The organism is Plantibacter sp. MCCC 1A11337 (assembly GCF_013349365.1).
In the GTDB taxonomy this organism is placed as follows: domain Bacteria; phylum Actinomycetota; class Actinomycetes; order Actinomycetales; family Microbacteriaceae; genus Plantibacter; species Plantibacter flavus_A.
Genome location: NZ_JABJWX010000004.1, coordinates 70,695 through 97,509, shown reverse-complemented (window position 1 = coordinate 97,509; position 26,815 = coordinate 70,695). Strand labels below are relative to the sequence as shown.

Annotated in this window: 23 protein-coding genes; 11 read left to right on the top strand and 12 right to left on the bottom strand. The window is 70.7% G+C overall.

Annotation, left to right across the window (positions count from 1 at the left end; translation table 11 throughout):
- The first annotated feature begins 29 nt into the window (after positions 1-29).
- Positions 30-890 (top strand): RDD family protein, encoded by an 861-nt coding sequence (locus HOW07_RS15145; RefSeq protein ID WP_085513390.1) that lies wholly within the window; start codon positions 30-32, stop codon positions 888-890.
- A 22-nt stretch (positions 891-912) separates the two neighbouring features.
- Here HOW07_RS15145 and ahcY read toward each other — a convergent pair whose 3' ends face one another.
- On the bottom strand, positions 913-2,403 hold the full coding sequence (gene ahcY, locus HOW07_RS15140) for an adenosylhomocysteinase (protein ID WP_064295225.1): 1,491 nt from the start codon (positions 2,401-2,403) through the stop codon (positions 913-915).
- Positions 2,404-2,485: 82 nt separating this feature from the next.
- Positions 2,486-2,695, bottom strand: coding sequence for a DUF3499 family protein (locus tag HOW07_RS15135; protein ID WP_369808449.1), 210 nt, complete (start codon positions 2,693-2,695; stop codon positions 2,486-2,488).
- Positions 2,696-2,802: 107 nt separating this feature from the next.
- Between HOW07_RS15135 and HOW07_RS15130 the strand changes: the two genes are divergently transcribed.
- A complete protein-coding gene (locus HOW07_RS15130; protein WP_175117736.1) occupies positions 2,803-3,240 on the top strand; it encodes a metallopeptidase family protein in 438 nt (145 codons plus the stop codon).
- Between the two features lie 16 nt (positions 3,241-3,256).
- Here HOW07_RS15130 and HOW07_RS15125 read toward each other — a convergent pair whose 3' ends face one another.
- The 5 genes from HOW07_RS15125 to HOW07_RS15105 all read right to left on the bottom strand — a co-directional run bounded on the left by HOW07_RS15125 (position 3,257) and on the right by HOW07_RS15105 (position 9,836).
- Positions 3,257-4,690: a DUF5719 family protein gene (locus HOW07_RS15125; RefSeq protein ID WP_121291867.1), complete on the bottom strand. Its 1,434-nt coding sequence runs from the start codon at positions 4,688-4,690 to the stop codon at positions 3,257-3,259.
- Positions 4,680-8,048, bottom strand: coding sequence for a glycosyltransferase (locus HOW07_RS15120; protein ID WP_175117735.1), 3,369 nt, complete (start codon positions 8,046-8,048; stop codon positions 4,680-4,682). Before HOW07_RS15120 ends, HOW07_RS15125 begins: the two co-directional genes overlap by 11 nt.
- A 111-nt stretch (positions 8,049-8,159) precedes the next feature.
- Complete coding sequence (locus tag HOW07_RS15115) at positions 8,160-8,489, bottom strand: WhiB family transcriptional regulator (protein ID WP_079002812.1); 330 nt, start codon at positions 8,487-8,489, stop codon at positions 8,160-8,162.
- Between the two features lie 186 nt (positions 8,490-8,675).
- Entirely contained in the window at positions 8,676-9,638 is a 963-nt protein-coding gene (gene galE / locus HOW07_RS15110) for a UDP-glucose 4-epimerase GalE (protein ID WP_121291869.1), read from the bottom strand.
- Positions 9,639-9,692: 54 nt separating this feature from the next.
- A complete protein-coding gene (locus tag HOW07_RS15105) occupies positions 9,693-9,836 on the bottom strand; it encodes a hypothetical protein (RefSeq protein WP_153303456.1) in 144 nt (47 codons plus the stop codon).
- A gap of 93 nt (positions 9,837-9,929) precedes the next feature.
- On the opposite strand from HOW07_RS15105, the gene HOW07_RS15100 reads away from it, so the two are divergent.
- Complete coding sequence (locus tag HOW07_RS15100) at positions 9,930-10,910, top strand: GlxA family transcriptional regulator (protein WP_175117734.1); 981 nt, start codon at positions 9,930-9,932, stop codon at positions 10,908-10,910.
- 31 nt (positions 10,911-10,941) lie between these two features.
- On the opposite strand, the gene manA is transcribed toward HOW07_RS15100, so the two are convergent.
- A complete protein-coding gene (gene manA / locus HOW07_RS15095) occupies positions 10,942-12,141 on the bottom strand; it encodes a mannose-6-phosphate isomerase, class I (protein WP_175117733.1) in 1,200 nt (399 codons plus the stop codon).
- Positions 12,142-12,337: 196 nt separating this feature from the next.
- On the opposite strand from manA, the gene HOW07_RS15090 reads away from it, so the two are divergent.
- Genes HOW07_RS15090 through HOW07_RS15080 form a run of 3 tightly spaced genes read left to right on the top strand, consistent with a single transcriptional unit; the run spans position 12,338 to position 16,285 of the window.
- Entirely contained in the window at positions 12,338-13,516 is a 1,179-nt protein-coding gene (locus HOW07_RS15090; RefSeq protein ID WP_175117732.1) for an acyl-CoA dehydrogenase family protein, read from the top strand.
- Between the two features lie 56 nt (positions 13,517-13,572).
- The gene (locus tag HOW07_RS15085) at positions 13,573-15,000 is read left to right on the top strand and encodes an O-antigen ligase (protein WP_175117731.1); all 1,428 of its coding nucleotides are present in this window, start codon (positions 13,573-13,575) and stop codon (positions 14,998-15,000) included.
- Positions 15,001-15,007: 7 nt separating this feature from the next.
- The gene (locus HOW07_RS15080; protein WP_175117730.1) at positions 15,008-16,285 is read left to right on the top strand and encodes an O-antigen ligase family protein; all 1,278 of its coding nucleotides are present in this window, start codon (positions 15,008-15,010) and stop codon (positions 16,283-16,285) included.
- A gap of 23 nt (positions 16,286-16,308) precedes the next feature.
- Here the strand turns inward: HOW07_RS15080 and HOW07_RS15075 are convergent, their stop codons facing one another.
- Positions 16,309-17,754, bottom strand: coding sequence for a sugar transferase (locus HOW07_RS15075; RefSeq protein ID WP_175117729.1), 1,446 nt, complete (start codon positions 17,752-17,754; stop codon positions 16,309-16,311).
- Positions 17,755-17,938: 184 nt separating this feature from the next.
- On the opposite strand from HOW07_RS15075, the gene HOW07_RS15070 reads away from it, so the two are divergent.
- Together HOW07_RS15070 and HOW07_RS15065 are read left to right on the top strand one after the other, a co-directional pair.
- Entirely contained in the window at positions 17,939-18,859 is a 921-nt protein-coding gene (locus HOW07_RS15070; RefSeq protein ID WP_175117728.1) for a polysaccharide pyruvyl transferase family protein, read from the top strand.
- Positions 18,856-20,193 (top strand): hypothetical protein, encoded by a 1,338-nt coding sequence (locus tag HOW07_RS15065; protein WP_175117727.1) that lies wholly within the window; start codon positions 18,856-18,858, stop codon positions 20,191-20,193. The genes HOW07_RS15070 and HOW07_RS15065 overlap by 4 nt, the downstream gene beginning before the upstream one ends.
- Here the strand turns inward: HOW07_RS15065 and HOW07_RS15060 are convergent.
- Together HOW07_RS15060 and HOW07_RS19880 are read right to left on the bottom strand one after the other, a co-directional pair.
- Positions 20,079-21,191, bottom strand: a complete 1,113-nt coding sequence (locus tag HOW07_RS15060) for a glycosyltransferase family 4 protein (protein WP_175117726.1) — start codon at positions 21,189-21,191, stop codon at positions 20,079-20,081. The genes HOW07_RS15065 and HOW07_RS15060 overlap by 115 nt on opposite strands.
- Positions 21,191-22,252, bottom strand: coding sequence for a glycosyltransferase (locus HOW07_RS19880; protein ID WP_175117725.1), 1,062 nt, complete (start codon positions 22,250-22,252; stop codon positions 21,191-21,193). Before HOW07_RS19880 ends, HOW07_RS15060 begins: the two co-directional genes overlap by 1 nt.
- Before the next feature lie 123 nt (positions 22,253-22,375).
- Between HOW07_RS19880 and HOW07_RS15050 the strand changes: the two genes are divergently transcribed.
- Entirely contained in the window at positions 22,376-23,221 is an 846-nt protein-coding gene (locus HOW07_RS15050; protein ID WP_175117724.1) for a glycosyltransferase, read from the top strand.
- Between the two features lie 102 nt (positions 23,222-23,323).
- Complete coding sequence (locus HOW07_RS15045; protein WP_175117723.1) at positions 23,324-24,604, top strand: lipopolysaccharide biosynthesis protein; 1,281 nt, start codon at positions 23,324-23,326, stop codon at positions 24,602-24,604.
- Here the strand turns inward: HOW07_RS15045 and HOW07_RS15040 are convergent.
- Positions 24,601-25,590: a glycosyltransferase family 2 protein gene (locus tag HOW07_RS15040; protein WP_175117722.1), complete on the bottom strand. Its 990-nt coding sequence runs from the start codon at positions 25,588-25,590 to the stop codon at positions 24,601-24,603. The genes HOW07_RS15045 and HOW07_RS15040 overlap by 4 nt on opposite strands.
- Positions 25,591-25,663: 73 nt before the next feature.
- Here HOW07_RS15040 and HOW07_RS15035 point away from each other — a divergent pair, with 73 nt between their 5' ends.
- The gene (locus HOW07_RS15035; protein ID WP_175117721.1) at positions 25,664-26,758 is read left to right on the top strand and encodes a glycosyltransferase family 1 protein; all 1,095 of its coding nucleotides are present in this window, start codon (positions 25,664-25,666) and stop codon (positions 26,756-26,758) included.
- The last annotated feature ends 57 nt before the right edge of the window (positions 26,759-26,815 follow it).

Here is a 26,815-nt window from a genome sequence, read left to right as displayed (position 1 = left end):
TCCCCCGCGCATCTGCTTGAATGGAGCACATGTCCGAACCGGCCCGGGTCCCGCTGCACGAGACGACGCTGGACGACGGCACCGAGCTGATCACCGGCGAGGCCGTCGCCCTCGACGTGCGGCCCACCGGGTTCATCCTGCGCGCGGCGGGCGCCATCATCGACTACGTGGTGTCGATCCTCGTGTTCGTCGGCCTCATGCTCGCGATGTTCTCCTGGATCCTGTCCGGGGTCGCCATGGACACCGCGATGTTCACCGCCATCGTGCTCGGCCTGACGGTGCTCTGCCTCGTCGTCCTGCCGGCAGCGGTCGAGATCGCCACCCGCGGACGGTCGCTCGGCAGACTCGTGGTCGGTGCCCGCATCGTCCGGGACGACGGGGGTGCACCCGGCTTCCGGCACGCGTTCATCCGCGCCCTCACCGGGTACTTCGAGATCTACGCCACAGCTGGCGGCATCGCCGCACTCACCGGCCTGCTCAGTGCTCGCTCGAAGCGTCTGGGCGACGTGCTCGCCGGGACCTACAGCCAACGTGAGCGTCTGCCGCGGGTGGTGGAGCCCGTCGCGATGATCCCACCGCAGCTCGCCGCCTGGGCCGGCGGCGCCGACGTGGCCCGACTGCCCGACCCGCTGGCGCGGCGCGTCACCCAGTTCCTCAAGCAGGCCGGCTCACTGACCCCGGCCACGAGGACCCGATTGGCGGCCGAACTCGCGGCAGAGGTGTCCCGATTCGTGTCGCCCCTGCCGATCGCTCCGCCGGAGGCGTTCCTCGTCGGGGTCTCCGTCATCCGCCGGGAGCGCGAGTACCAGGCCCAGCTCGCGGCCCGTCAGCGCCTGTCGCTCCTCCAGCCGGTGCTGAGCGGTCAGCCGCACCGGTTCCCCGACCGCTGAGGCGGGGAACCGGCGACACCGCCTAGTAGCGGTAGTGGTCGACCTTGTACGGGCCCTCGACCGGCACACCGATGTAGTCGGCCTGCTCGCCCGTGAGCGTCGTCAGCTGCACGCCGAGCGCGTCGAGGTGCAGGCGAGCGACCTTCTCGTCGAGGTGCTTCGGCAGCACGTACACGCCGATCGGGTACTCCTCGATCCGCGTCCAGAGCTCGAGCTGCGCGAGCACCTGGTTCGTGAAGGAGTTGCTCATCACGAACGAGGGGTGCCCCGTCGCGTTGCCGAGGTTCATGAGGCGTCCCTCGCTGAGCACGAGGACGCTGCGCCCCGTGGGGAGGCGCCACTCGTGGACCTGGGGCTTGATCTCGATCTTCTCGGCGCCCTCGAGCGCCTCGAGCGAGGCCATGTCGATCTCGTTGTCGAAGTGCCCGACGTTCGAGACGATCGCGAGGTGCTTGAGCGCGAGGATGTGGTCGAGGGTGACGACGTTGAAGTTGCCGGTGCACGTCACGATGATGTCGACCTGCTCGGCGACGCTCTCGAGGGTCGCGACCTGGAAGCCGTCCATCGACGCCTGGAGGGCGCAGATCGGGTCGACCTCGGAGACGATGACCCGAGCGCCCTGGCCGCGGAGGGCCTCGGCCGCGCCCTTCCCGACGTCGCCGTAGCCCGCGACGAAGACGACCTTGCCACCGATGAGTACGTCGGTCGCGCGGTTGAGGCCGTCCGGCAGCGAGTGCCGGATGCCGTACTTGTTGTCGAACTTGCTCTTCGTGACCGAGTCGTTCACGTTGATCGCGGGGAACAGCAGCTCACCCTGCTTCGCCAGCTCGTAGAGGCGGTGGACACCGGTGGTGGTCTCCTCGGTCACGCCGAGGATGTCGGCGGCGACCTTCGTCCAGCGGTCGCTGCTGCCGGCGAGCGAACGGCGGAGCACGTCGAGGACGATGCTGTACTCGTGGCTGTCGGCGTCGGTCGTGTCGGGGACCGCTCCGGCCAGCTCGAACCGACGGCCCTGGTGGACGAGCATGCTCGCGTCGCCACCGTCGTCGAGGATGAGGTTGGGGCCGGTCCACTCGGCTCCGGCCGTGGCCGCTTCGGTCGACCAGTCGAAGATCTGCTCGGTGCACCACCAGTACTCTTCGAGCGTCTCGCCCTTCCAGGCGAAGACCGGCACACCGGCCGGTGCCTCGACGGTCCCGTGCGGACCGACTGCGACGGCGGCCGCCGCCTCGTCCTGGGTCGAGAAGATGTTGCAGCTCGCCCAGCGGACCTGGGCACCGAGCGCGACGAGCGTCTCGATGAGCACCGCGGTCTGCACCGTCATGTGCAGCGAACCGGCGATACGGGCGCCGGCGAGGGGCTGGCTCGCGCCGAACTCCTCGCGGAGGGCCATCAGGCCGGGCATCTCGTTCTCGGCGAGGCGGAGCTGGTGTCGGCCGGCCTCGGCGAGCGACAGGTCGGCCACCTTGTAGGGCAGGGTGGTCGTGGGGGCAGACGGTGCGGAAGAACTCATGACGCCATTCTCGCAGACCGTCACGCGTCGTGGACCTTCATGTCGGCCCCGAGATCGGCACGGCGCGGTGGGATGCCGCTGCTCAGGAGCCGTAGCCGACGTCGCCGAGGACGCTGTGTTTCACGACGCTCCAGCCCTGCGGCACGCTCAGCCGTACGGCATGGATGGAGCAGAGGTCGTAGCTGTGTGGACTCTTCTCGATGCTCAGCGGTCCGAGGACCGCCATCGAGTCACGGTAGTCATAGGTCAGCGTCGCTACGGGCTCGCGCGAGCAGCCGACCTTCGAACACATCCTGTCCACCATTTGCCCCAGCGTAGCCCGGGGGCGCCGGCGGCACCGTCCGGCTCGCCGGTCGAGCGGGTCTGAACCGGGCCGCCGGCGACACCTAGACTGGACGCATGGCGCAGGCTGACGAGGAGACGCGAGGCGCCCTCTCGCGCCGCCGATCACGGCACGGTCGCAACGGTCGTTCGAGCGTCGTCGGACCGGACGTGCCACCGATCGACACCCGGATCGACCAGTTCGACCTGACGGTCGCCACCACCGCCGACTACCTCCGCGGAGCCTGGCCCGCCGAACTCGCCGACGTCAGGTTCGAGGTCGGCGCGATGCCGGCGCAGAACTCCGGGACGGACGGCGTCGACCGCTGGTTCGTCGACCGAGCACGCCGACGGATCATCCTGTACCGGCTGCCCATCCAGCGGATGAGCAAGCTCCACCGGGACGACGAGCTGCATCAGCGCATGATGGTGGAGAGCTGCGTGTTCCGCGCCGTCGCCGAGCTCCTCGGAAAGGACCCCTGGGACCTCGGGCCGGAACGCTACCGGTTCCTCTGACCCGCCGCCGCCGCGGTCAGCGCGGGTAGACGCTGATCGGCGCCGCCAGCGGGTTCGGTGGTGTGACCGGCAGTGATGTGAGCCGCCCCGCCGCAGCGAGACTGATCGAGGCGTGGAGGCCGTCGCCCCCGGCGAGGACGTAACTCTGACCCGAGCCGACGCCGAGCGTCACCGCCGCGCCTGCCCCGATCTTCGCCGTGGTCTCCTTGCCGTCAGCCCCCGTCAACGTGAGTTCGGCGTCGGTGCCGGTCGGGTTGAAGACGTGGAGCTTCTGCCCCGGCCCGGTCGGGACGGTGAAGGCCGCGGTGTCGTCGAGTGCGGGCGTCGCTCCGAACCAGGCGAAGTCCTCGAGCGTTCCGCCGCGCGAGTTCGTCCTGGCCGCGGCGACCACCGGTCGGGTCGAGGTGACCTCCAGCGAGAACTCACCGGCCGGGAGGTCGGCCAGGGCGATCTCGCCGGGAACGCCCGGCTGGATGGTGGCGTCGATGACGATCGGCTCGTCCTTCGCGTTCTCCCGAGTGGCGGTGATCACGACGTCGGCGGGCTCGGATCCCGGCGCGAACAGTCTGAGGGCCGTGGCCCGGTCGTCGACGGACGCGGTGTCGGAGCTCGCCCCTGCGGCCGCCGGAGCCGTGACGACGACGCCCGGGATCACGAGGTCGGTCGAGGGCGACGCGGTCGGCCCCTGGACCTCCACGCCGCCGGGGGTCAGGACGCGGACCGTGCTCTGCTGGAGCGCGGCCACCACCTGACCACCCTCGCTCGTCACGTGCACGACGGGGGTCGGCTCGTTGGGCGCGAGGCCGGTGAGGGCGATCACCCGCTGCGTGCCGGTGGCGACGACGATCCCGGCGGCACCCGGAGCGTCGATCCGCCCGGCAGCACCGAAGACCTCGAGGGTCACGTTCGCATCGACGGCCGACGGATTGCTCAGCAGGACCAGCGTGGTGCGACCGATGTCGCTCGACCCACCGACGAGCCAGCTCTCGGCCGAGGCCGGCGTGCAGGCGGCAGCCGCCAGACCGGCGACCTCGGCTTCGGCGGCGATCTGCGACTGCGCGCCACTCAGTGGGGTCACCGTCCCGTCGGTCGCGCCGGGGACGGTGATCACCGTGGGCCCGCCGTCCGCCGCGCCGCTCGTGTTGTCGGGTGCGGCCAGCTCACGCGTCGTGGGCGTCACCCCGTTCGCTCCGAAGTCGACACTCGCCGGGCCGAAGGAGCCGGCTGCCGTGGCGGCCGTCGCGTCCTGGGCCAGGGCGAGTAGCGGCCCAGGGCACACGACCGACTGGTCGCCGGCCACCGGAGTGACTCGGATGTCCTGAGGGGCGATCTCGACCGTCGGGAGGGGCAGTTGCCCGGCCGCTGCGATCGTGACCGCGGCGATCCCGATCCCGACGAGGCCGGTGACGATCCGACCGGAGGTGATGGCGACTCCGCGCTTACTGGGCATGCGGCTGCTCCGTTCCCGGGGTGTCCCGGCGGGTGGTGTCGGTATCCGGCGTCGTCACGGTCGCGTCGCTCGGATCCGCCTCGGACACGACGGCATCGCCCGTGGCGATCGCCGGTTCGTCGGGGACCTGGTCGGCCGTGGTGTTCGAGTCCACGACGGCGTCGGCGGCCGGCGTCGATCCGGTCACGTCGGGGTCCGGGTCGACGGCGTCTTCCACCACCACCCCGGTTCCATCGCGAGCGACGGTGTCATCGGCCGACGCGGCGTCGGGGGTCGACGGAGCGTCATCGACCGACACGGCGTCATCGGTTGCCTCGGCCTGTGCCGACGCGGGAGCGGGTGCCCCGGCGGAGGCCTGACCCCGGCGCCACCAACGCGGCTTGGAGGGACGGGTCGACCCGTCGGCGGTGTCGGCCGACGCGGATCCCTCCGCCTCGTCGTCGAGAGCGGCGGTCGGTTCCTCGTCGTCATAGGTGCCGGTCGCGTCGTCGTCGATCACCGCGACCGTCGCCCCGGACGCGGCCGCCTTGCGAGCGGCACGGCCCTTCAGCTTCGCCGGCTTCCTGGATCCCGCGCGGTACCCGTCGCGGGACGCACCGTTGGGGATGCTCAGGAGCAGGGTGATGAGGAACACGACGCCCAGGCCGACACCGATGAGGGTGCCGAGCACGTTGGACGTGGGGAGCTCGGGGCCGGTGCCGACGTCCGCGACGGTGCGCCAGAGCGTCCCGCTCGTCGTGTCACCGACGGCGACCAGCGCTGCGTTGGCGTCGAGCGCACTCGCCGCGCGGCCGGCGGTCTGACCCGCCACCGTCTGCTCCTCGCCGTCTGCGACCGGCGACAGCAGCACGAAGGCGATGCCGTGCTCGACGAGGGTCTCCGTCGGGTCCAGCCCGCTCTGCGACGCGAGGTTACCGGCGAGCTCGGCGACGACGCGGTCGTCCGAGGACACGCCAGGGGCCGTCTGGGCGATGGTCGACTGGCCGTCGAGCGTCTCCCCCTGGCCACGGATGACGACCGCGGTGATGGTGCCGTCGTCACCGGGTGTGATGACGAGGGTGCCGAGCCGAGGATCGGTCTGCGTCGCGGCCGTCACATAGGCGGGCAGCTGGCGGCCGGAGCTCTCACGGACCACCGAGGTGCCGAGGGGCTGGGCGAGGGCGAGTGGGAGGGCGATGACCGCAGCGGCGAGGGCCATGACGAGCGCCGGGACCGCCCGGAACCGTGGGATGCGGTCGAGGCCGAGGGTCGCAGCGCCCACGATTCCGAGCCAGTACAGGCTGATCGCCGCACCGGCCCAGACAGGGACGGCCGTTCCGGCGGCGGAGGCGAGGAGGAGATGCGTGGCGAACACTGCCGACACGAGACCGAGGAACGCCGCGATGAGCAACGGGACGGCCCGTCGGGAGCCCGGGAGGAACAGGGCCAGCAGAGCGACGATCGCGAGCGGCGCGAGCAGCGCGGGCACCACGATCACGGGAGCCGCACCCGGCAGCCCGAGCGCCGCACCGAGCTGGCTCCATCCACCCAGGCTGCCGCCGGGGAAGCCGAGGGACAGTTGCCAGCCGGACGCCGCGGTCGCAGGCGTCGCGACACCCGGGTCGGCGAGGAGTCCGAGCCAGTTGTTGCGATGGATGCCCTGCTGCCAGATGAGCGGGGCGAACAGCGCGATGGCGGGGATCGGGACGAGGCCGACCCTGGCGACTCCCCGACCGGCGAAGACCATCGCCACGAGCCAGATGACGAGCAACGCCGGGGCGAGGGAGGGCGAGCTCGCGACGATCGCGGCAAAGAGGAAGGCGCTCGTGCCGGCTGCGGCCCACGACCGGGACGCGACCGCACCCGCGTAGAACAGCCAGGGCAGCAGGACGTGCACGATGACGGCCGCGGGACGACCGTCGGCGAGCGCGGTCAGGAGCGTCGGGGCGAGCGCCCAGAGCAGCGCCGCCACCGCACGGGGTCCGCTGCGCTCCGTGAGTCGGGTGGCGGCGAACCAGGCGCCGAGCGCGGAGAGCGGCAGCGCGAGCAGGAAGAGCAGGACCAGGGAGAACGAGGGCTGCCAGAAGGTGATGGTCCCGAGCACCGCGAGGACGGCGCTGAACGGGTCGGCGGCACCGACGAACCCGAGGCCGACGTCGCGCCACCCGAAGCCGATGTGCTGCCAGAGGTCGCCGACCGTCGCCGAGAGCGGGAGGAGTCCCCCGCCGGTGAGGTAGGTGGCGCCGAGGAGCGGGGCGAGGATCGCCGCTCCGATGACCGCCGTAGCGAGGACGACCCAGGCGCCTCCGCCGGAGAAGAAGCGGAGGTCGCGTTCCTCGCCGATGAAGCCGATCTGCGTCGCCTCCCGCGCGAGCGCGCGTTTGCGTCGCACCTCGTCGAGTCGCATCCGCAAGCCGGCGATGCTCGACCAGCCCAAGGTCCGGTTCTTCGCGAGCTGGCGCCGGGCGCTCCCGACCTTCGTCCCGGAGAACGCGACGGCGAACGCCGCCGAGAGCTCGCCCAGCACGAGCTCGGGCTGCTTCTTCACGAAGTGCCCGATGACCCGCAGGATGGCGAGGGGCACGAGGCTGAGCCAGTGCACCGGGACCATGATCCCGGGCGCATAGACGAGACGGCGGTGGAGCTGTGCGGCGCGGGCCTGACGGTGGCGGCGGCGACGCGCGCCGAGCCGGTTCGACCAGGAGGGCCCGGCGATGCCTTCGCCCGCGGAGGCGACCCGCGCCGTCGGCACGACCGCGACCAGGTAGCCCGCGAGGCGGGTCCTGATGCAGAAGTCGAGGGCGTCGTCCGCCACGAGGGCCTGGTCGAAGCCGCCCAACTGGTCCCACAGCTGATGGCGGACGAGCATGCCGGCCGGACCGACCGCCATCACGTCGTTCATCGTGTCGTGCTGGGCCTGGTCGAGCTCGTCCTCGACCACCGGGACCGCCGCACCGAGGGTGGTGATCGTCTCGCCGTAGCGACGGAGGAACGACGCGTCGTCCCAGTCGAGGATCTTCGGGCCGGCCACACCGACGGACGGTGAGACCTCGAGGGCACCCAACAGGGCGGCGAGCGCCGTCGGCTCGGGAGCCGTGTCCTCCGAGAGCAACCAGAGCATCTGCTCGGCGTCCTCCGGCTGATCGGTGACGCGGACGCCGGCGGCCACGGCCTGCGCGAAGCTGAGGTCCTCGGTCGAGGTCACGAGCTTCATGCCGGGGACGCGGCCGAGTTCCTCGATCGTCGCCTCACTCGCGCGGGTGGCGACGGCGATGATCCCGTCCGCCGGACGGGTCTGGGCACGGAGGGCGTCGAGCGTGCGTGCGAGCGGCTCTGAGCCGTCGCGCACCACGAGAATCGCCGTTACTCGGGGAGACATCGGATTCAGACTAAGCGGGTCCGGCCGGAAGAGCGGGAACCGAGCGGGCGCGCCCCGAATCGGGGGCGTTCCGGTGAGCCGGGAGCGGCTCGGTCGGCGTTCGAAGAAGCGTCAGACGGCGCGTTTGCGCAGCTTCCGGCGCTCGCGCTCGGAGAGGCCGCCCCAGATGCCGAAGCGCTCGTCGTTCGCGAGCGCGTACTCCAGGCACTGCGACTTGACGTCGCAGCTGGTGCAGATCCGCTTCGCGTCGCGCGTGGATCCACCCTTCTCGGGGAAGAACGCCTCGGGGTCGGTCTGCGCGCACAGCGCATCGGTCTGCCAGGAGAGCTGGGTGTCGTCCTCGCCCTCCGCAGCGGGCTGACGGACGCCGGGGACTCCCAGATTGACCGGATCGACGAACCAGTCGTCGGGTACTCCGGCACGATACTCAGGAATCGCCATACCGTCTCCCCACCTACTCGTACCCTGCGCCACGCGGCGCGATACATAATTACACCCTTGTAGTTATGGTCGAGTCAAGTCGCACATCGTAAAGCCTCAATCACGAGGTGAGGGTTCGCGACGCGCCGCGTGTGACCCGAACTGGGTGTCGGGGCCCGTCGGGGCGGATCGTGCGGCCGCGCGACGTCAGTCGGCGGCGCGCCTGGCCCGCCATGCGCTCTCCACCATCTGGCGCAGATCGTGTCGCATCCGCCAGTCGAGGTCGCGCGCTGCGAGCGCGCCGGACGCGACGATCCGTGCGGGATCGCCCGCCCTCCGCGGCATGATCTCGGGGGTGAAGTCGATCCCGGTCACCTCCGCCATCGCGGTCATGATCTCGCCGACGCTCGACCCGTCCCCGCTTCCGAGGTTGTACGCCGCCTCGAGGGGCTCACCCGCATCGAGCCGCTTGGCTGCGGCGACGTGCGCGGCCGCGAGATCCGCGACGTGCAGGTAGTCGCGGACGCAGGTGCCGTCCGGCGTCGGGTAGTCGTTGCCATTGATGCGGGGGGTGCGTCCGGCGAGGAGCGCGTCGAAGACGAGCGGGAAGAGGTTGTGTGGGCTCGTGTCGTAGACCTCGTCCGTCCCGGAGCCGACGACGTTGAAGTACCGCAGCGATGTGTGGCGCAGCCCGGTGGCGACACCCTGGTCGCGGAGCAGCCACTCACCGATGAGCTTGGACTCGCCGTAGGGCGACTCGGGCGCTTTCGGGGTGTCTTCGGTGACGAGGTCGACGTCCGTGGTCCCGTACACCGCGGCGCTCGACGAGAAGACGATGCGCTCCACCCGGTGCTCCTCCATCGCGGCGAGCAGCATCGCGGTGGCCGTGACGTTCTGGGCGTACGTGTGGAGCGGGCGCTGCACGGAGACACCCGCGTACTTGTACCCGGCGACGTGGACGACACCGCTCAGCTCGAACTCGGAGAAGGTGCGCTCGAGGACCGAGCCGTCGAGCAGGGTTCCGCGGACGAACGGCACACCCGCAGGAACGAAGCGCTCGTGTCCGCTCGACAGGTCATCGAGGACGACGACGTCGATCCCCTCCGCTTGGAAGGCCCGCACCACATGGGCTCCGATGTATCCGGCTCCGCCCGTCACCAGCCACGCCACGATGCTTCCTCCAGGGAGTCCTCCACCTGCCGTGCTGCAGACGGAGTGACCAGACTACTGGAGGCGCGTGCGTCGTGCGCCGGCACGGCTGGGGACACGGCGATAGCCGTCGGTCAGGACGGCACGGAGGGTCGCGGCGGAAGCGACGACGGCGATGAGGACGGTGAGGATGCCGATGACGAGTGCGATGATGGACATGTCTGAAACTCTAGGAATGGCGAAAAACTGCCACCAGTGGCAGGATGGACGCAAATGAGCACATTCCTGCCAAGTCGATCATCCGGAGGTCCCATGCTGTCGAAGGTCGCCCTGCTCGCCATTCCGGGGTTGCAACCGTTCGAGTTCAGCGTCGTCTGCGAGGTCTTCGGCATCGACCGGTCGGACCAGGGCGGTCCCGCCTTCGACCTCCGCATCGTCACGAAGGACCCCGGTCCGGTCCGGATGAACCTGAGCGACGACGGTGCGCGGGGCTTCGACATGGTCGTCGACGACGACCTGTCGTTCGCGGCCGAGGCGGACCTCGTGGTGATCACCGGTCGTGGTGGATCGCGTGCCGGAGCGGTCGACGAGGCCTACCTCGACGTCCTCCGAGCGGCGGAGGCACGGGGTGCCTGGGTCCTCAGCGTGTGCAGCGGGTCGTTCGTCCTCGGTCAGGCAGGACTGCTCGACGGTCGGCGCAGCACGACCCACTGGATGTACACCAGCGAGCAGCAGACGACGTTCCCGGGCACCACCGTCGACCCGGACGTGCTGTTCGTCGAGGACCGCAAGGTCATCACGGGCGCGGGGACCGCGGCCGGCATCGACGCGTGTCTGCACCTGGTACGACAGGAGTACGGCGCGGCGAGCGCCAACGTCATCGCCCGCAGGATGGTCGTCCCGCCACAGCGCGACGGCGGTCAGGCGCAATACGTCCTCTCCCCCGTCGCGGCGCAGCAGTGCGAGTCGCTCGCCCCGGTCGTCGACTGGATGCTCGACCACCTCGCCGAGGACCTGCCCATCGGGCGCCTCGCGCGGCAGGCGCACATGTCCGAGCGGACCTTCGCACGCCGCTTCCGCTCGGAGCTCGGCAGCACGCCGGCCGCCTGGCTGAACCGGCAACGCCTGTTCCGAGCCCAGGAGATGCTCGAACGGACCGACCACGGTGTCGAGCGGATCGCGGCCGACACCGGGTTCGGCACCGCAGCCGTCCTCCGTCACCACTTCGACCGCGTCCTCGGGACCACGCCTGCCGCCTACCGGCGGAGTTTCGGGGTGCGGGAGAGCGCCTGAGCTGGGTGGACCGGGCCACCCGGCCGGGCGGTCAGGCCTGGGTCGTCGCCAGGAACAGGGTCCCGGTCCCGGAGAAGCGCAGCTCCGCCTCGTCGGGCGTGATGAAGGCGTAGCCACCTCGACCGAGCTCGATGGACGAGGTGGCTCCGGTGATCCGTACCGAGCCGTCGACCACGATCGCGATCCCGGGGCCGGGGAGTCGGAACGACGACCCCTGCTCGGACGGCTCACCGGACAGGTCCACCCGCAGCAGCTCGAAGTCCGGCACGTCGGGGACGAAGAGGCTGAGCCCCCCACCCAGGTCCGTCGGGGTGAGCCACGGCACCGGCCGCGGCTCGAACTCCAGGACCTCGAGCAGCTCGGGCACGTCGACGTGCTTCGGGGTGAGCCCGCCGCGCAGGACGTTGTCACTCGCGGCCATGAGCTCGACGCCGATGCCGCGGAGGTAGGCGTGGATGTTCCCGGCTGGGAGGTACAGCGCTTCGCCGGCTCGCAACGTGACGAGATTGAGGAGGAGTGCGACCGCGATGCCGGGATCGCCCGGATACTCCTGGGCGAGCCGTCCGACCAGGGTCCGCTCGGCGTCGAATGCACCCGAACCGGGAGCAGCGGCGGACGCGACGAGGGCGTCGAGCAGCCCGCCGGGGAGCTGCTCGAGCAGGGTTCGCACGGTGTCGCGGAGCCCGTCGGGGGCGGCCAGCATCCCGCGGAGCATGGTGATGCGCGCCGCAGCAGCCGGATCGGGCGACGAGGCCACCAGCTCGGCGAGCAGCGCATCGGTCGCATCGAGCTCGCGGAACCCGCAGAGCGCCTCGAAGCCGTCCCGGAGGGCGACGATGAGTTCCGGCTTGTGGAGCGCGTCCTTGTAGTTGCGGTGCGGGGCGTCGAGCGGCACCCCTCGCGCGTTCTCGGCGGCGAAGCCCGCGGCGGCGCGGTGCAGGTCGGGGTGGGCCTGCAGCGAGAGCGGATGAGCCGCTGCGAGGACCTTGAGGAGGAACGGCAGCGAGCCGTGCCCGCCGAGCGCGGAGGGATCGGCGGCGAGCCAGCGCTCGAGGTCGGCGTGTCCCCCCACCGTCGACGGATCCGCGATCGGCGTCGGCGCCCCGGGGTGTGCGCCGAGCCAGAGTTCCGCCTCCGGGCGCCCTGAGCGCTCGGACCCGAGCACCTCCGCGATCGCCGTCGACGACCCCCACGCGTAGTCACGAGGAGTGGCACGGAGCGGCACGAACATGGTGGGGCCCTTTCGACGGACGAGGGTGACGCGCCAGCCGGACCCTGGGGCCGCTTGGCGTCGTCCTACAAGCCGTGCGACGCGGTCGCCCGGCACCGTGCACCAAACTACCAAGCCGTTGTCCGCGCCGAGCGCACCTGCCTAGGCTGGCCGGGACGCCGATCCGGCGCCAGCGGACGCAATGGAGCAACGGACCATGATCTTCGAACCCCTCGCCAGCGACTTCTACGGCTTCGAGAGCCTGCTGACGGCTCCCGAGCAGGAGGCCATCGCCCGCCTTCGAGCCTGGGCCGAGACCGAGGCGAAGCCGATCGTGAACGAGTACTGGGAGCGAGCCGAGTTCCCGAAGCACCTCATCACCCCGCTCCTCGAGCTCGACGTCGCCCGATGGGCCTGGCCGGAGACGACGCCGTTCGAGAACAGCGCCGTGTTCCGCGGCCTCGCCTCGATGGAGCTCTCCCGGATCGACGCGTCGATCTCCACCTTCGTCGGGGTGCAGGACGGTCTCACCATGGGCTCGATCAGCGAGTGCGGCTCCCAGGAGCAGCAGGACGAATGGCTCCCGAAGCTCGCCTCCGGCGAGGTCCTCGGTGCCTTCGGACTCACCGAACCGCAATCGGGGTCGGACAGCGCACAGGGGCTCCGCACCACGGCGACCAGGGACGGCGACGACTGGATCCTGTCCGGCTCGAAACGGTGGATCGGCAATGCGACCTTCAGCGACATCACGATCATCTGGGCGAAGGACACCGCCGACGGTCAGGTGAAGGGCTTCATCGTGCCGACCGACTCCCCCGGCTACTCCGCGACCAAGATCGAGGGCAAGATCAGCCTGCGCATGGTGCAGAACGCCGACATCACCCTCGACGACGTCCGGGTCCCCGAGCGCCTCCGGCTGCAGCACGCGAACTCCTTCCGCGACACGGCGAAGGTACTGCGGCTCACGCGAGCCGGCGTCGCCTGGTCGAGTGTCGGCGTCGCTGTCGGCGCGTACGAGGCGGCGGTCGCCTACGCCAAGGAGCGCGTGCAGTTCGGCAAGCCGATCGCGGGCCACCAGCTGATCCAGGACCTCCTCTCGAAGTGCCTCGGGAACATCACCGCGTCGATGGCGATGTGCGTCCGGGTCTCGCAGATGCTCGACGAGGGCACCCAGCGCGACGAGCACTCCGCGCTCGCCAAGGCGTTCTGCACCGCGCGGATGCGCGAGACGGTCGCGTGGGCACGGGAGATCATGGGCGGGAACGGCATCGTGCTGGACTACCACGCCGCCCGGTTCTTCGCGGATGCCGAAGCCCTCTACAGCTATGAGGGCACGCGGGAGATGAACGCGCTCATCGTCGGGCGGGCCATCACCGGCACTGCGGCGTTCGTCTGACCACCGCGCTGGACCAGGGCCTCGGCGGCGGCCGCAGCCGCTACCCTGGGGGCACGATGCTGTCCACCGAACCCGCCCCGCCCCGCCCGCCGGCAGCGCTGACGACACGCGCACTCGTCGTCAGGCACGTCGCGGTGTTCGCGACGTTCGCGGTGCTCGCCGGGACGTTCTGGACGAACCTCTTCACCATCTGGGGCTACACGGCGGTGGCACTCGTCTCAGGTGGTGCCGCCCTCGCGTGCCTGATGGTCGTCCGCCCGAACTGGCGCCGCACCCGGGTGCCGTGGTCACTCGTCGGCTACGGGGTGCTGTCGATCGTCTCGATCGCCTGGTCCGCCTACCCCAGCGGCACGGCCGCGACCCTGCTCGGTGCGGCGCTGTGCACCATCCTCGGCGTGACCCTCGCCGGCTGTTTCTCCTGGCCCGAGGTCATCCGCGTCCTCGGCCGTGCCGTGACGTGGGTGCTGTCACTCTCCCTCCTCTTCGAGTTCGTCGTCGCGGCGATCATCCGGCACCCGGTCCTCCCGAACTTCTACGCCGGGGACTCGGCGGACCCGCCCCTGCTCGACTATTGGTCGCGGGACCTCCTGTTCTCCGGAGGACGCATCCAGGGCATCTCGGGGAACGCCAACCTCCTCGCCGTGGTGGCGCTGCTCGGGATCATCGTCTTCGGGCTCCGGCTGGCGGCGCGCCGCGACGAGCCCGGCGCAGCCGGGCTGGCCGGCCCGGAACGTCGCTGGACCCTGCTCATCCGTCTCGGTCTCTCCGTCGTGATGTTCCTCCTGAGCTTCTCGACCACCATCCTGCTCGCCGCCGTGGTGACGGCGGTGGTCCTCGCCGCTGCACTGGCGATCCGTCGGGCACCTCGCCCGGAGGCGAGGACGCCGGTGTACCTCGGCTTCCTCGGCATCGGGGTCGTCGGTGCGGTGGGAGCGGTCGTCTTCCGGACGCAACTCCTCGGCCTGCTCGGGAAGAGCCCGGACCTCACCGGTCGACTCGACATCTGGGCGACCGTGTGGCGCCTCATCGAACAGCGGCCGGTCTTCGGATGGGGCTTCTCGAGTCCGTGGGCACCGTGGGAGCCGCTCTTCACCGACCTGGTCATCCGACGCGGCGTCCGACAGCTCCAGGCGCACAACGCCTGGCTCGACGTCTGGTTCCAACTCGGCGTCGTCGGCCTGGTGCTCTTCGCCGCGGTCGTCCTGTCCATGTTGACCCGCACCTGGTTCCTGGCCGTCGACCGTCCACGCGTCGACCTCGACGCACAGCGGCCGTACACGGCCCTGTCGCTCGCGCCCGTCCTCATCGCGGTCTCCCTCGTTGTGCAGTCGGTCGCGGAGAGCCGGATACTCATCGAATCCGGCTGGGTCCTCCTCGTGCTCCTCGTGGTGAAGACCAAGCAGGAACCCGCCTGGCCTGTTCCCACCGTCGCGGCCTCCTCCGACCTCGCACCCGCGCACCGGCGCGACGTCATCGGCGGATGAGCCCGGCGTGAGACCGGCGGACTTCGACGCGTTCTCCGTCGCCGCGCGCGTCCTGTCGTCGGCGCCGCTGGCCGCCGCGTTCGCCACCATCGCCGTCGCGACCGCCTTCGGTGAGCACCTCATCACGAGCCTGATCGGTATCGCCGGGTTCAGCGCGATGCTCGTCGGCCTCACGACGATCGGCACGGGCATCCTCCTCGCACGCCTCCCCATCATCGAGTGGCGTGGCCTCCTGCCGATCTCGGTCCTGCTGTTCCTCGCCTGGAGCGCGGTGTCGGTGGTGTGGAGCGCCACGCCCCTCGCGACCCTGCCCGCCATCGGCGGACAGCTCGCGTGGGCCTTCATCGCCATCGTGATCGCGCTGACCCGCGACACCATCCAGATCGTCCGGGCGACGGGCACCGCCTTCCGCGCGCTCCTCGGCACGTCCCTGGCGCTCGAGGTCGTGAGCGGCGTCCTCATCGACACCCCGTTGCCGTTCCTCGGCATCAGCGGGAACCTCGCCTTCGGCGGTCCGCTGGAGGGGGTCTTCGGAACCCGGAGCGCCCTCGGGATCGCGGCCCTGCTCGGTCTCGTCACCTTCGTCGTCGAATGGCGGACCCGTTCCGTGCGGCACGGGGTGACGATCGGGTCCATCGCGCTCGCCGCCGGGCTCATCCTCGGCACGCGCTCGCCGAGCGTCGCGCTCCTCGCCGCGGCCCTCGGCATCGCGACCGCCGTGCTCTACGTCTTCCGGCAACTCCGGCCGGAACCGCGCCGCACCTGGCAGTTCGTCCTGCTCACCGTCCTCGCGCTCGTCGGCCTCATCGGGTACCTCTTCCGATCCGAGGTGTTCCGCGTCCTCGGTCTCGGGCTCGAAATCGAGCAGCGCTACGCACTCTGGCAGGAGACCCTGCGACGCCTGGCCCCGAGCGAGCTCAACGGCTGGGGCTGGACGGGCGGCTGGGTCTCCGATGCGGTCCCGTACCGGTTCATCGACGCGAGCCTCGGCCGCACGAACGACTCGGCGCTGAACGCCTACCTGGACGTGTACCTGCAGCTCGGACTGATCGGGCTCGCCCTGTTCCTCCTCCTCGGCGGTCTGGCGCTCGTGCGGACCTGGCTCATCGCGACCAACCGGCGCAGCGTCGTGCACGTCTGGGCTGCCCTCATCGTCGTGACCCTGCTCGCATCGGGCGCCGCCGAGAGCAGCCTGCTGCTGAGCGGCGGCTGGCTGCTCCTCGTCGTCTGCGCGGTCATCGGTGCCGGCGGACTGAGCTGGCGGCACAAGCTTCCGGAACGCTGAACCCGGCCCCGAGCGGCGCCGGATCACCGTGCATCGGTTCCCGGGGCGACGACCGCTCGCACCGTCTGCGCGAGGATCTTCAGGTCGATCGCGGCCGACCGGTTCTCCACGTAGTACAGGTCGAGGTCGACCGAGTCGTCCCAGGAGAGGTTGGACCGCCCGCTGACCTGCCACAGTCCGCTCATGCCCGGCTTCACCAGGAGGCGTCGCCGGGCGAGCAGGTCGTAGCGTTCGACCTCCCACCCCCGGTGCGGCCGCGGACCGACGAGGCTCATCGAACCCCCCAGGACGTTCAACAACTGCGGGAGCTCGTCGAGCGAGTACTTCCGGAGGATCCGTCCGATCGGGGTCACGAGCGGGTTGTCCGAAGCCTTCGAGAGCAGTTCGTCCGCGTGCTGCTGCACGGCGAGGGCTGCTCCGGTGTCGGCGTCGGCGACCATCGAGCGGAACTTCAGGATCTGGAAGGGGCGGCCGCGCAGGCCGACGCGCTCCTGCCGGTACAGCACGGTCCCCCGACTCGTCGTCTTCACCGCGAGCGCGACCGCGAGCATGACCGGGGCCAGCAGCAGGAGCAGCGTCGCGGAACCGATGACGTCGAACGCCCGCTTCGCCGCCGCCTCCAGCCGCGACAGCTCCAGGTGGTCGACATGGATGAGCGGGATGCCGGCCACCGCCTGAAGGTACAGGCGGGTCGAGGCCACCCCCGTGAGCGTCGGCGCGATGATGAACTTCACCCCGCGCTCACTGAGGTCCCAACCCAGGCGGCGGAGCTCGGCGGGGGTGAGTTCGACGGGGCCGACGAGGATCACCGTGTCCGCTTCGACCTCCTCGGCGGCATCGACGATCGAGGGCCGCCCGGTGAGGACGGGGGCACCCACGATGCGGTCATCGTCGACGATGCCCGGGGTCGCGACGCCCACCACCCGATGCCCTGCCCAGTCGCCCCGGCGCATGCGCTCGGCGACATGCACCGCCTGGTCGCGGTCCCCCACCAGCAGCGTGCGGTAGACGAGTGCGCTTCCGCGTCGCCGCGCACGGAGGTGTCGACGGGCGCCCCATCGGACCGCCAGGAGGAGGGCTACCCCGAGCGGCATGGCGGTGAGCAGGAACCCGCGTCCGATCTCGAGCTTGAGGAGGTAGGACGCCATCGCCACCGTGCCGAAGACCGTCGTCGTCACGACCACGACCCGTCGATAGGGTGTCCAACCGTCCGCGAGGACCCGCGGGTGGCGCGATCGGGCCGCCGCCAGGGGCGACCACCACGCGACGGCGAGCGCGAGGGTGACCGCCGGGTAGCCGAGGTCTCGGCGTCCGAACGGCCCCACGACCTCCACGGTCCCGCGCCAGTACGCGTCCCACCACAGGAGCTGGGTCACGGTGAGCGCCAGGGTGACGGCCAGGAGGTCGAGGACGAGGACCATGCGCGAGCACCGTCGCTCCCAGCAGCGGCGGGCTTCGACGAAGGGCATGCGGTGGCCTCCCTGGGGATGTTCTGGTGTGCATCGGATCGAGCCTCGGCGCGCACGAGGCGCGGTGGGCGAGGTCGATCGCCGACGTGCGAGACGACCCGGCGACAATCGAGCATAATGTATTCGACCAACTGAAGTATCCGATTCCAGCGCAACGCTCGGTGTCGATCCGGACGGAGCACCCATGCCCTACCTCGAGACCATGCGACGGCGCGCCGAGACCTCCTTCGTCGAGCTGCATCGCGGCGTCACCGAACTCCACTACACCCAGTTCCCCGATCACCGGAACTCGGGCGATTCAGCCATCGCCCTCGGACAGGCCAGGTTCTGGCGCGCACACGGCATCGACGTGCGCACGACCTCGAGCGCCGGCAGCATGCCCGAGCGGGTCCGGGACTCGTCGATCCCGGTCCTCATCCAGGGCGGCGGCAACCTCGGAGGCCTCTACCCGGTGCTGAGCGAGGCTCGCTACGAACTCGCGGAGCGCCTCCCAGCCGACACCTTGCTCATCCAGGCACCGCAGTCGGTCGTCTTCCCCACGGATGCGGACCGCCGGGCGTTCTCCCGACGGTTCGCCGCCCGGCTCAACCTTCGGGTCGCCGTCCGCGACCAGACCTCCTACGACCTCCTCCGCGACGAGGTCGAGGACCTCAGCCTCTCGCCGGACGCGGTGCACCTCCTCGGCCCGATCAACGCCCCCGAACCGACCCAGCGGCGCATCGTCATCGCCCGGACGGACGGCGAGAGCGCGGGTGGGCTCGTGGGCTCCGAGAGCGCCGACTGGCCGGCCGACCCCCTGGACCTCCGGGCGCACGAGTGGCTCGGCTGGCGCGCGGCGAAGCACCCGGTGTTGAAACCGCTCATGGAGCGCGATCATGCCGCGTGGATGCGGCGAGCCGAACGTCGATTCAATGCCGCCGTCCGGCTGATCGCCCGCGGCGAGGTGGTCGTCACCGATCGCCTCCACGCCATGCTCATCGGGCTGCAGATGGGCCGCCGGGTCGTCGCGCTCGACAACAACAACCGCAAGCTGTCGAACTACGCGGAGACCTGGTTCGGCGACCTCCAGCCGAGGTTGCGCTTCGAGCACACGATCCGTCCGTGACCTCCCGGCAGCCTTTCGCGGAGCTGACGCGGCGGGACGCGGCCAGGGCCCGCGCGGAGGCCAGCGCCGACCGGGCCGTGTGGCGCCGGCAGCTGACGCGACGGACGCCCGATGTCAGCGGGCGGGAACGTGACCGCCCGCTCGTCGGCGGTTCGCTCCTCCTCATCGCCTCGCTCCTCACGCTCGCCTGGGTGGCAGCCGAGCAACCAGGACTGCCCGGGCACTTCGCGAACGACGAGGGCACGATCATCAGCGTGAATCGGGGGACGTTCACCGAGGCCGACTCGTCGTTCCGGCTCATCGCCGCGGTCTACCGCTGGATGGGCCTGGCCGAGCTGCCGACGCTCGCCGCCCTCGTCGGTGTCGCGAGCTACCTGCTCGTCCTGACGGCGGCGATCTCACGCACCCGGACGACGACGGCCGAGTGGGTGGACTGGGCCATCATCATCAGCTGCGTCGCGCTCGCCGCGGTCTACCACGGCGCGTACACGAAGGACCTGCTGACGGTGGGCGCGGTACTCGCCCTCATCGCCCACCGCGGACGAGGTCTGTTGGCCGAGCTGGTGCCGGTGGCCGCGATGCTGCTGTACGCCCAGGGCTTCCGCACGTACTGGTTCCTCGTGGCCGGCCTCTATCTGGCGCTCCGGCTCGCGCTGCGAGCACGGCGCGGCTGGACGGCCACCCCGGCGGTCGTCCTCGTGCTCTACGCCGGGCTCTCCGTCGTCTTCCCGCTGATCGTCGGTGTCGACCTCGACCACTACCGCCTGACGGTGAACGAGCACCGCACCGCGGAATCGGTCAACACCCTGATCGTGCAGTTCTTCCCCGGTGCCGGCCCCGTGTCCGGATTCGTCAACAGTGTCCTCACCTTCGCCTCGTTCATCATCCCGATCCCGCTGATGCTCCGCGGCGGGGCGATCTACCTCGTCGTGGCGCTCGTCCTGCTGGTCATCTGGGGATCACTCATCGCCGCGATCCGGTCGGCGAGGCTCCGAGCGCCCCGCGGCGCTCCGATCCTCACAGCGTTCCAGAACCGCTTGTTCGCGGCGATCCTCGCCTTCCTGATCGTGCAGTCGATCTTCGAGCCGGACTACGGCTCGTTCCTCCGGCATCTCACGCCGATGCTGATCGTCGCCGTGTGCCTCCTCCTGTCTCTGCGACCCGGAGCGACGGCACCCCCGGCCCCGCGGAGGCCGACCTCCGCTGCGTCCCGCGCGCATCAGCGACGTACGGACACGACGGATGCTGCGGCGACGCGCACGTCCGCCGCGACGCGCGCCCACGAGAACGGACCCGCTGCAGCAAGGACACCCGCCGCTGAGAGCGTCTGGTAGCGACCGACGTCGGCGAGGATCTCCTCCAGCGCATCGGCGAGCGCGGTCGACGTCACCGCCGTGGCCACGATGCCCGATCCTGACGCGATCGCCTGCTCGGCGAGGCCGCCGACCGGCGTCACGACGGAGGGCACCCCGAGCGCCATCGCGTAGGCGAGCACACCGGACTGACTGGCCTCGGTGTAGGGCAACAGGGCGATGTCGAACCCGCCGACCACCTGTGCGATCTCCTCCTGACCGACCCAGCGGTTCTCGAGCTCGTCGTCCTCGTGTCGGAGGAGGTCGAGAGCGTCGTCGGTCCCGGACCCGACGACCCGCAATCGGACCCGGGTCCCGCGACGTCGTAGTTCGGTGATCGCTCCCACCCCGAGACCGAGCCCCTTGTACGCCGACAGCCGACCGAAGCATCCGACGACCGGAACACCCTCCCGGTACGTCGACCGGACCACGGCACGGTCCGCGTCGACCTGGTACGCGGCGTGGACGGTTTGATGGACACGGCCCGCGCTGAATTCACCACGCGACGTGAGCGCAGCGGCGACCGGCTCGGAGAACACGATCGCGCCGTCCGCAGCTCGGCGCTCGGCACGACGCAGGAGGTGTTCGAGCCGCGAGAAGTCCCCGGGGTGCATCGTCGCGTCATGGACGCAGAGCAGACTCCGACGACCGCCGAAGCGGAACACGGGCGCGACCGCCCCCTGCCAGAGCTGCTCCATGGCGATGACGACGACGTCGATGCGATGACGCCGGAGGAACCGGTCGAGCCGGAACGCCGCCCAGAGCAGACGCGGGAGACCGAGCACCGCGCCGCGCTTGTCGCGATACGTGCGGATCGGGAAGGACGGCACACCGAGTGCCACGAACCGGTCGGCCACCTCGGCGTCGAGGGAATAGGACACGACGACATCGCAGCCGTCCTCCTGAAGCGCCTGAGCCAGTTCCTGAGCGAAGAGCGGGCCCGCACCGGTGCGGCCCCACTGCACCACAGCGACCCGCATCAGGCCACCTGCGGCATCCGGTAGGCCTCGGCGAGCGCCGTCCGCTGATGGGCGGGCGTGTGGCCCCGGAGGCGGTCCGACCAGCGGGCGACGTTCGCCTCGGCCCACGCGGCGAAGGCCCGGGGCCCGGCCAGCCTGCTGGCGATGAGCGCCTCGAGACCATTGTCGAGCGTGAGGGCGTCCGGGAGCGTCCCGAACGCGGCGATCGGGCGGACGAGCGTCGGGACACCAGCCTGCACCGCCTCCAGGACGGCGAGCGGGAACCCCTCCCAGGCGGCGGTATGGAGGTAGACGTCGCTCTGCGCGAGCCGCCTGCCCACCTCGGCGTGCGGAATCCACCCGGTGACGTGTACACCGGAGGCCTCCAACCGGGTGACGTCGTCGTCCGCACCACCACCCATCCAGACCGGGACCACCTCGATCCCTCGCGCACGGATCGACGCCGCGGCGTCGGCGAACCGCATCGGGTCCTTCTGCGGAGCGATCCGCCCGAGGCTCGCGACCAGCAGCGGCCGGTGCCGCTCCGGGCCGTCTCGGCGGGCATCGCACAGCGGAACCGCGACCACGTTCGGCACGTGGACGACGCGCGGTCGGAGGGGCCCGCGCCGTTCCGCAGCTGCGGCTTCGCCCTCGGAACAGGCGGCGATGGTCTCGACGTTGAACGAGAGCAGCCACTCCACGGCCCGGAACGCACGGCGGCTCCAGACGGAGAGGTCGGCGCGCTCGAACGCGTAGCAGTGCGGGGTGTAGACGATGCGGGTCCGCGGCGAACTGCGCAGGGCCACGCGGGCGTACGCGCCGGCGAAGCTCGAGTGGGCGTGCACGATGTCGGCCGCGGTCCGACGGCGCACGCGGCGGATCGCTCGCACGGCAGCGAGCGGTCGCCGTCCGAGGGCGGTCACGGACGCGAAGCAGTCGGACAGCGTGTCGTCGACGGGGGCACCGTCCGGGATCTGCGCGAGCAGGTGGTGTTCGACACCCGGCGGCGAATTCCGCACGTACGCCTCGATCGCCACGGGGATGCCACCCGCATAGCAGTCGGTGACGTGGAGCACGATCACCCTGTCGGCTGCTCGTCGAACGGGAGGTGCGGGCGGACGACGGTCATCAGTCTCATATCTCACACGTGGTATGTTAGACGACGAAAAAGTTGGTCACCTCGCTCATGCCAGATCCGGAGGCCCGTGTACTCGATCGTCATCCCCTGCCGAAACGGCTCGGGTACCCTCGCCACGCAACTCGAAGCCCTGCTCGCTCAGCGCTCGCCCGGCGACATCGAGATCGTCGTCGCCGACAACGGCTCCGTCGACGACACCGCAGCACTCGTCCGCCGGTTCAGTGAGGTGGACGGGCGCGTCCGCCTCGTCGACGCGAGCGGCAGGCCAGGTATCAACCACGCTCGCAACACCGGCGTCCGGGCATCACGGGGTTCAGCGGTGCTGCTCTGCGACGCCGACGACGTCGTCCAGGTCGGCTGGATCGAGGCTCACCGGCGCGCGCTGGAAGCCGGCGCGGACTGCGTCGGCGGCGCGCTCGAGCGGACCCTCCCGGACGGTACGAGGTTGGGGAGGCAGGAAGCGGTCAGCACCGTGCACGGCTTCCATCCATGGCCCGCGGGAGCGAACTGTGGTTTCCGACGACGGGTGTTCGACCGGCTCGGTGGATTCGACGAGACCCTGCTCGGCGGCGGCGACGAGACGGATTTCTTCTGGCGGGCGGCGGCGGCCGGTCACCCGACCACCGCAGTCCCTGAGGCCGTGGTCGAGTACCGACTTCGCGGTGACCTCCGAGCCGTGGCTCGGCAGTTCTTCGGCTACGGCCGGGGAACGGTGCGGTTGTTCCGACGACACCGCGGGCTGGGCATGCCGCGATCATTCGGCTGGGAGCTCCCCATCGTCCTGGTCGTCGGAGCGCTGCAGGTCATCATCCCGAGCCGCGACGGCACGCGGCGTCGACGCGGTGTCGAGCGGCTCTCGTCGAGAGCAGGACGCGTGGTCGAGAGCCTGCGATCGAGGACGTGGTACCTGTGATCACGACGATCGAGGCCGCCGACGGCGACGTAGACCCCGCCGGCGCGACGACCGCGCTCGCCGACCGATGCGCGGGTCGACCGCCATGCCGCTGAACGGCCGATGATCCATCTCGCCTGGGCGATCCTCGAGCGGATCCTTCCCCGGGTGGCGTCGGCGCTCATCATGCTCGCCCTGGCCGCCCGGCTCACGCCATCCCTCGTCGGCATGTACGCGTGGATGGTCCTCGCCCTCACGCTCGTCCAGACCGTCGGCGACACGGCCGCCCGGCAGACCGCCGTCGTCCACGGAGACACCGAGGCCGGGGACCGGTTCGTCCGCCGGTTCCGGGTCTGGTCCGCGCTGATCGGAGGCGCCGCGCTCGCCGTGACCGTCGGAGCCCTAGTCCTGACGCATCATGCGGAGGACCGATGGCAGGCGATCGCCCTCGCGCCGTTCGTCCTCGTCCCGGCGGCTTCGGCCGTGGGAATCGACGCCCTGGTCCGGCTGCAGCGAGCTGGGAGATGGAAGGAGATCGCATCGCATCAGGCATGGTCGTCGACGGGCTCCCTGCTCTGCAGCGTGCCGACCCTCCTGGCGACGGGATCGCTCCTCGCCAGCGCCCTGCAGGCGATGCTCGCGGAGGCGGGGTTCGCCCTGCTCAACCGGCGACGCGCAGCGCGACTCCCCCGCGCGTCCGCCGCCGACGCGCATTCCCGCGAACCGACCGTGAACGTCCTGGGCGACTACCTCCACACGGCACTGTTCTCGCTGCTCGGCTGGGGACAGGGACAGACCGACCGCCTCTCGATCGGGGCTCTCGCCGGCGGGGCACGTCTGGGCCAGTACGCGTTCGCCATGTCGCTGTCGCGGAGCATCGGCGACGCGGCGGCGCTGGCTGCGATCAACGTCCTCCGGCCGGTCCTCGCCGAAGCGGCACGTGACGGCCGGGGGTCCGAGATCGTCGCGCTCACGGAGGCTTCGCTTCGACGATCCCTGGTCCTGGCGGTCGTGGCCGCCGTGGCGACGAGCATCGGGGCTGAGCTGGTCGTGGGCCCCTTCCTCGCAGACGACTGGGACCCCGCCCTGGCACTCGTCCCAGTCCTCACGCTGTCGGTCGCTCCGTCGGTCGTCGCCTGGTCGGTCACGGCAGTCCTCCAGGCCGAGAGCCGGATGCGCTGGGCGAGTCCCATCAAGGCGGTCGGTGTGCTGCTGTCCCTCCCGGTCGGCGTCGTCGCCCTCCACGACCTGCAGCTCGCGGCCTGGCTCGTGAACGCCCGGGAACTCGTCGTGATGGCACTGCTCCTCCTCGCCGCGCGTCATCGGGCGCCGTGGCGGGGCGGCCTCCTCGCGCTCGGCGTGGTCGTGGCCGGCGCGGCCGTATGGCAGGTGACCCGAGGCTAGGCCGGCTGCAGCAGATCCCGCACGATGTCGAGAGCCCCCTGGCTCGCATACCGCTGGTACTCGCCGCGTCGGGCACGGAGCAGGACGGGGATGATCCGCCGCCACCGGGCCGGAGGGAGATCGGCCCGGAACCGCTCGAAGGCCGCTTTGGCGACGACGGCCGAGGGATCGGCGAGCGGCGCGTGGGCACGAGGCTCATCGAGCCACGACGCGAGCCCTGCGACGCGGTCGGCGATGTCCCGATTGCGCTGACGCCCCGGCTGCATCAGCCTCGAGATCTTGTACGCCAGCGTCGGCTCGACGATCCCGATCTGGTTCGCGCCGTGCTGCCGGTAGTCGACGAGCGGTTCGTCCAACAGCTCGATGGGTCCGCGCGATGCGGCGACGATCGCCAACCACTCGTCGTGGACCCATGGAGCCGGGAACGGCACGGCCGCGTCGAAGACCTCTCGTCGGAGCATCGCGGTCGCACCGGTGACCAGATTGCGCCGCAACAGCACGCCGAACGCGTCACCAGCCCGGATCCCGTCGCGTTCGTGCGGGCCGATCGACAGCGACGCGAAGAGCGTGGTGCCGAGGGACGCCCCGTCGGCTCCGACGAGACGGGCGTCGGAGCACACCATCTGGAGCTCCGGACGCGCGTCGAAGGCGGCCAGGGCACGCTCGAGACGGTCGGGCCGCCACACGTCGTCCTGATCAGACAGGACGACCAGGTCCCCGTCGGTGGCACGGATCGCGCTCTCGAAGTTGCGTGTCACACCGAGCGCGGTCGGATTCCGCAGGAAGCGCACCGGGACCGACGACGCCTCGGCGAAGCGCTCGACGATGGCCGACGTCCCGTCGGTGGACTCGTCGTCGCTGATCACGATCTCGCCGGGCAGTACGGTCTGCCGGTCGATGCTCGCCAGCTGCTCGGCGAGGAACGCCTCACCGTTGTAGGTGCAGAGGGCGACGGAGACGCGTGCGTCGACTGGTGCTGCTGGCATTGACCCGCTCCTCACCGCTCGCCGGACCGCCCACCAGCCTATCCCCACCGTCCCGCTGGTATCCTCGGGCCTTATGCCCCGCGTAGCCGTCGACCTCCTCTCCTACACCGGGACGAAGGGCGGCATGGAGACCTACGCCCGCGAGCTCTATCGGGAGATCGGCCGGCAGGGCAGCGAGTTCGAATTCGTGGGGCTCGCCAGCCGAGAGGGCTACCGGCTCGACCGCTCCTGGTTCCCCGGCGAGATGGTGGACACGGGGATCAGCGGCGAGAACCGGTTCATCTGGGCCTACGGCGAGCTGTTCCAGGTGGCCCGCCAGGCGAAGCGACACGGAGCGGACCTCATCCACTCCCCCGCCACGCTCGGGCCGGCGCGCTCGTCGATGCCGTCGGTCGTCACCATGCACGACATGCTGTACTGGAGCAATCCGGAGCTCATGACGACGCCGCTGTACACCGCTCCCGTGAAGCTCATGGAGCGCCTCACCTCCAGGAACGCCACCAGGGTCCTCACCATCAGCGAGGTCTCACGCGCCGAGATCGAGAAGTACCTGCACGTCCCGCGGGCCAGGATCGACCTCGTGCCCCTGGCCGGCACCATGCCGACGATCGACGGCGACCGCGAACCGGATCAGGAGCGCCCGTTCGTGCTCGCGACCGGGAACCGCCGCCCGCACAAGAACTGGGCGAGCCTCATCCGCGCCCTGCCGTTCCTGGCCGAGCACGAACGCCCGCGGCTCGTCATCACCGGCAGCCACGGAGAGGATCCCCTGCAGGCGGTCGTCGAGGAGACCGGCATGCAGGACTGGGTCGAACTCAAAGGTTGGCTCACGAGCGAGGAACTGGGTGAGCTCTACCGACGAGCGACCATCATGGCGATGCCCTCGTTCGTCGACGGTTTCAGCCTCCCGGCACTCGAATCCATGATGGTCGGCCTCCCCGTCATGATGAGCGACATCCCCGTCTACCACGAGGTGTGCGGCGACGCGGCCCTGTACCTGGACCCCACGTCACTCGACAGCATCGCGGCGGTCATGCGCACCGCCGTGACCCGGCCCGATGAGATGCGACGACTGGCCACGGCCGGTCTCGAACAGGCTGAGCGGTTCTCCTGGGAGCGCACGGCGACCCAGACGCTCGAGACCTTCCGACGGGCCCTGACGGTCTAGCGTCGAGCCGTCTCCCGGGGCCGGGAGCCGACCGACCGTCCACTGACCCACTCGACG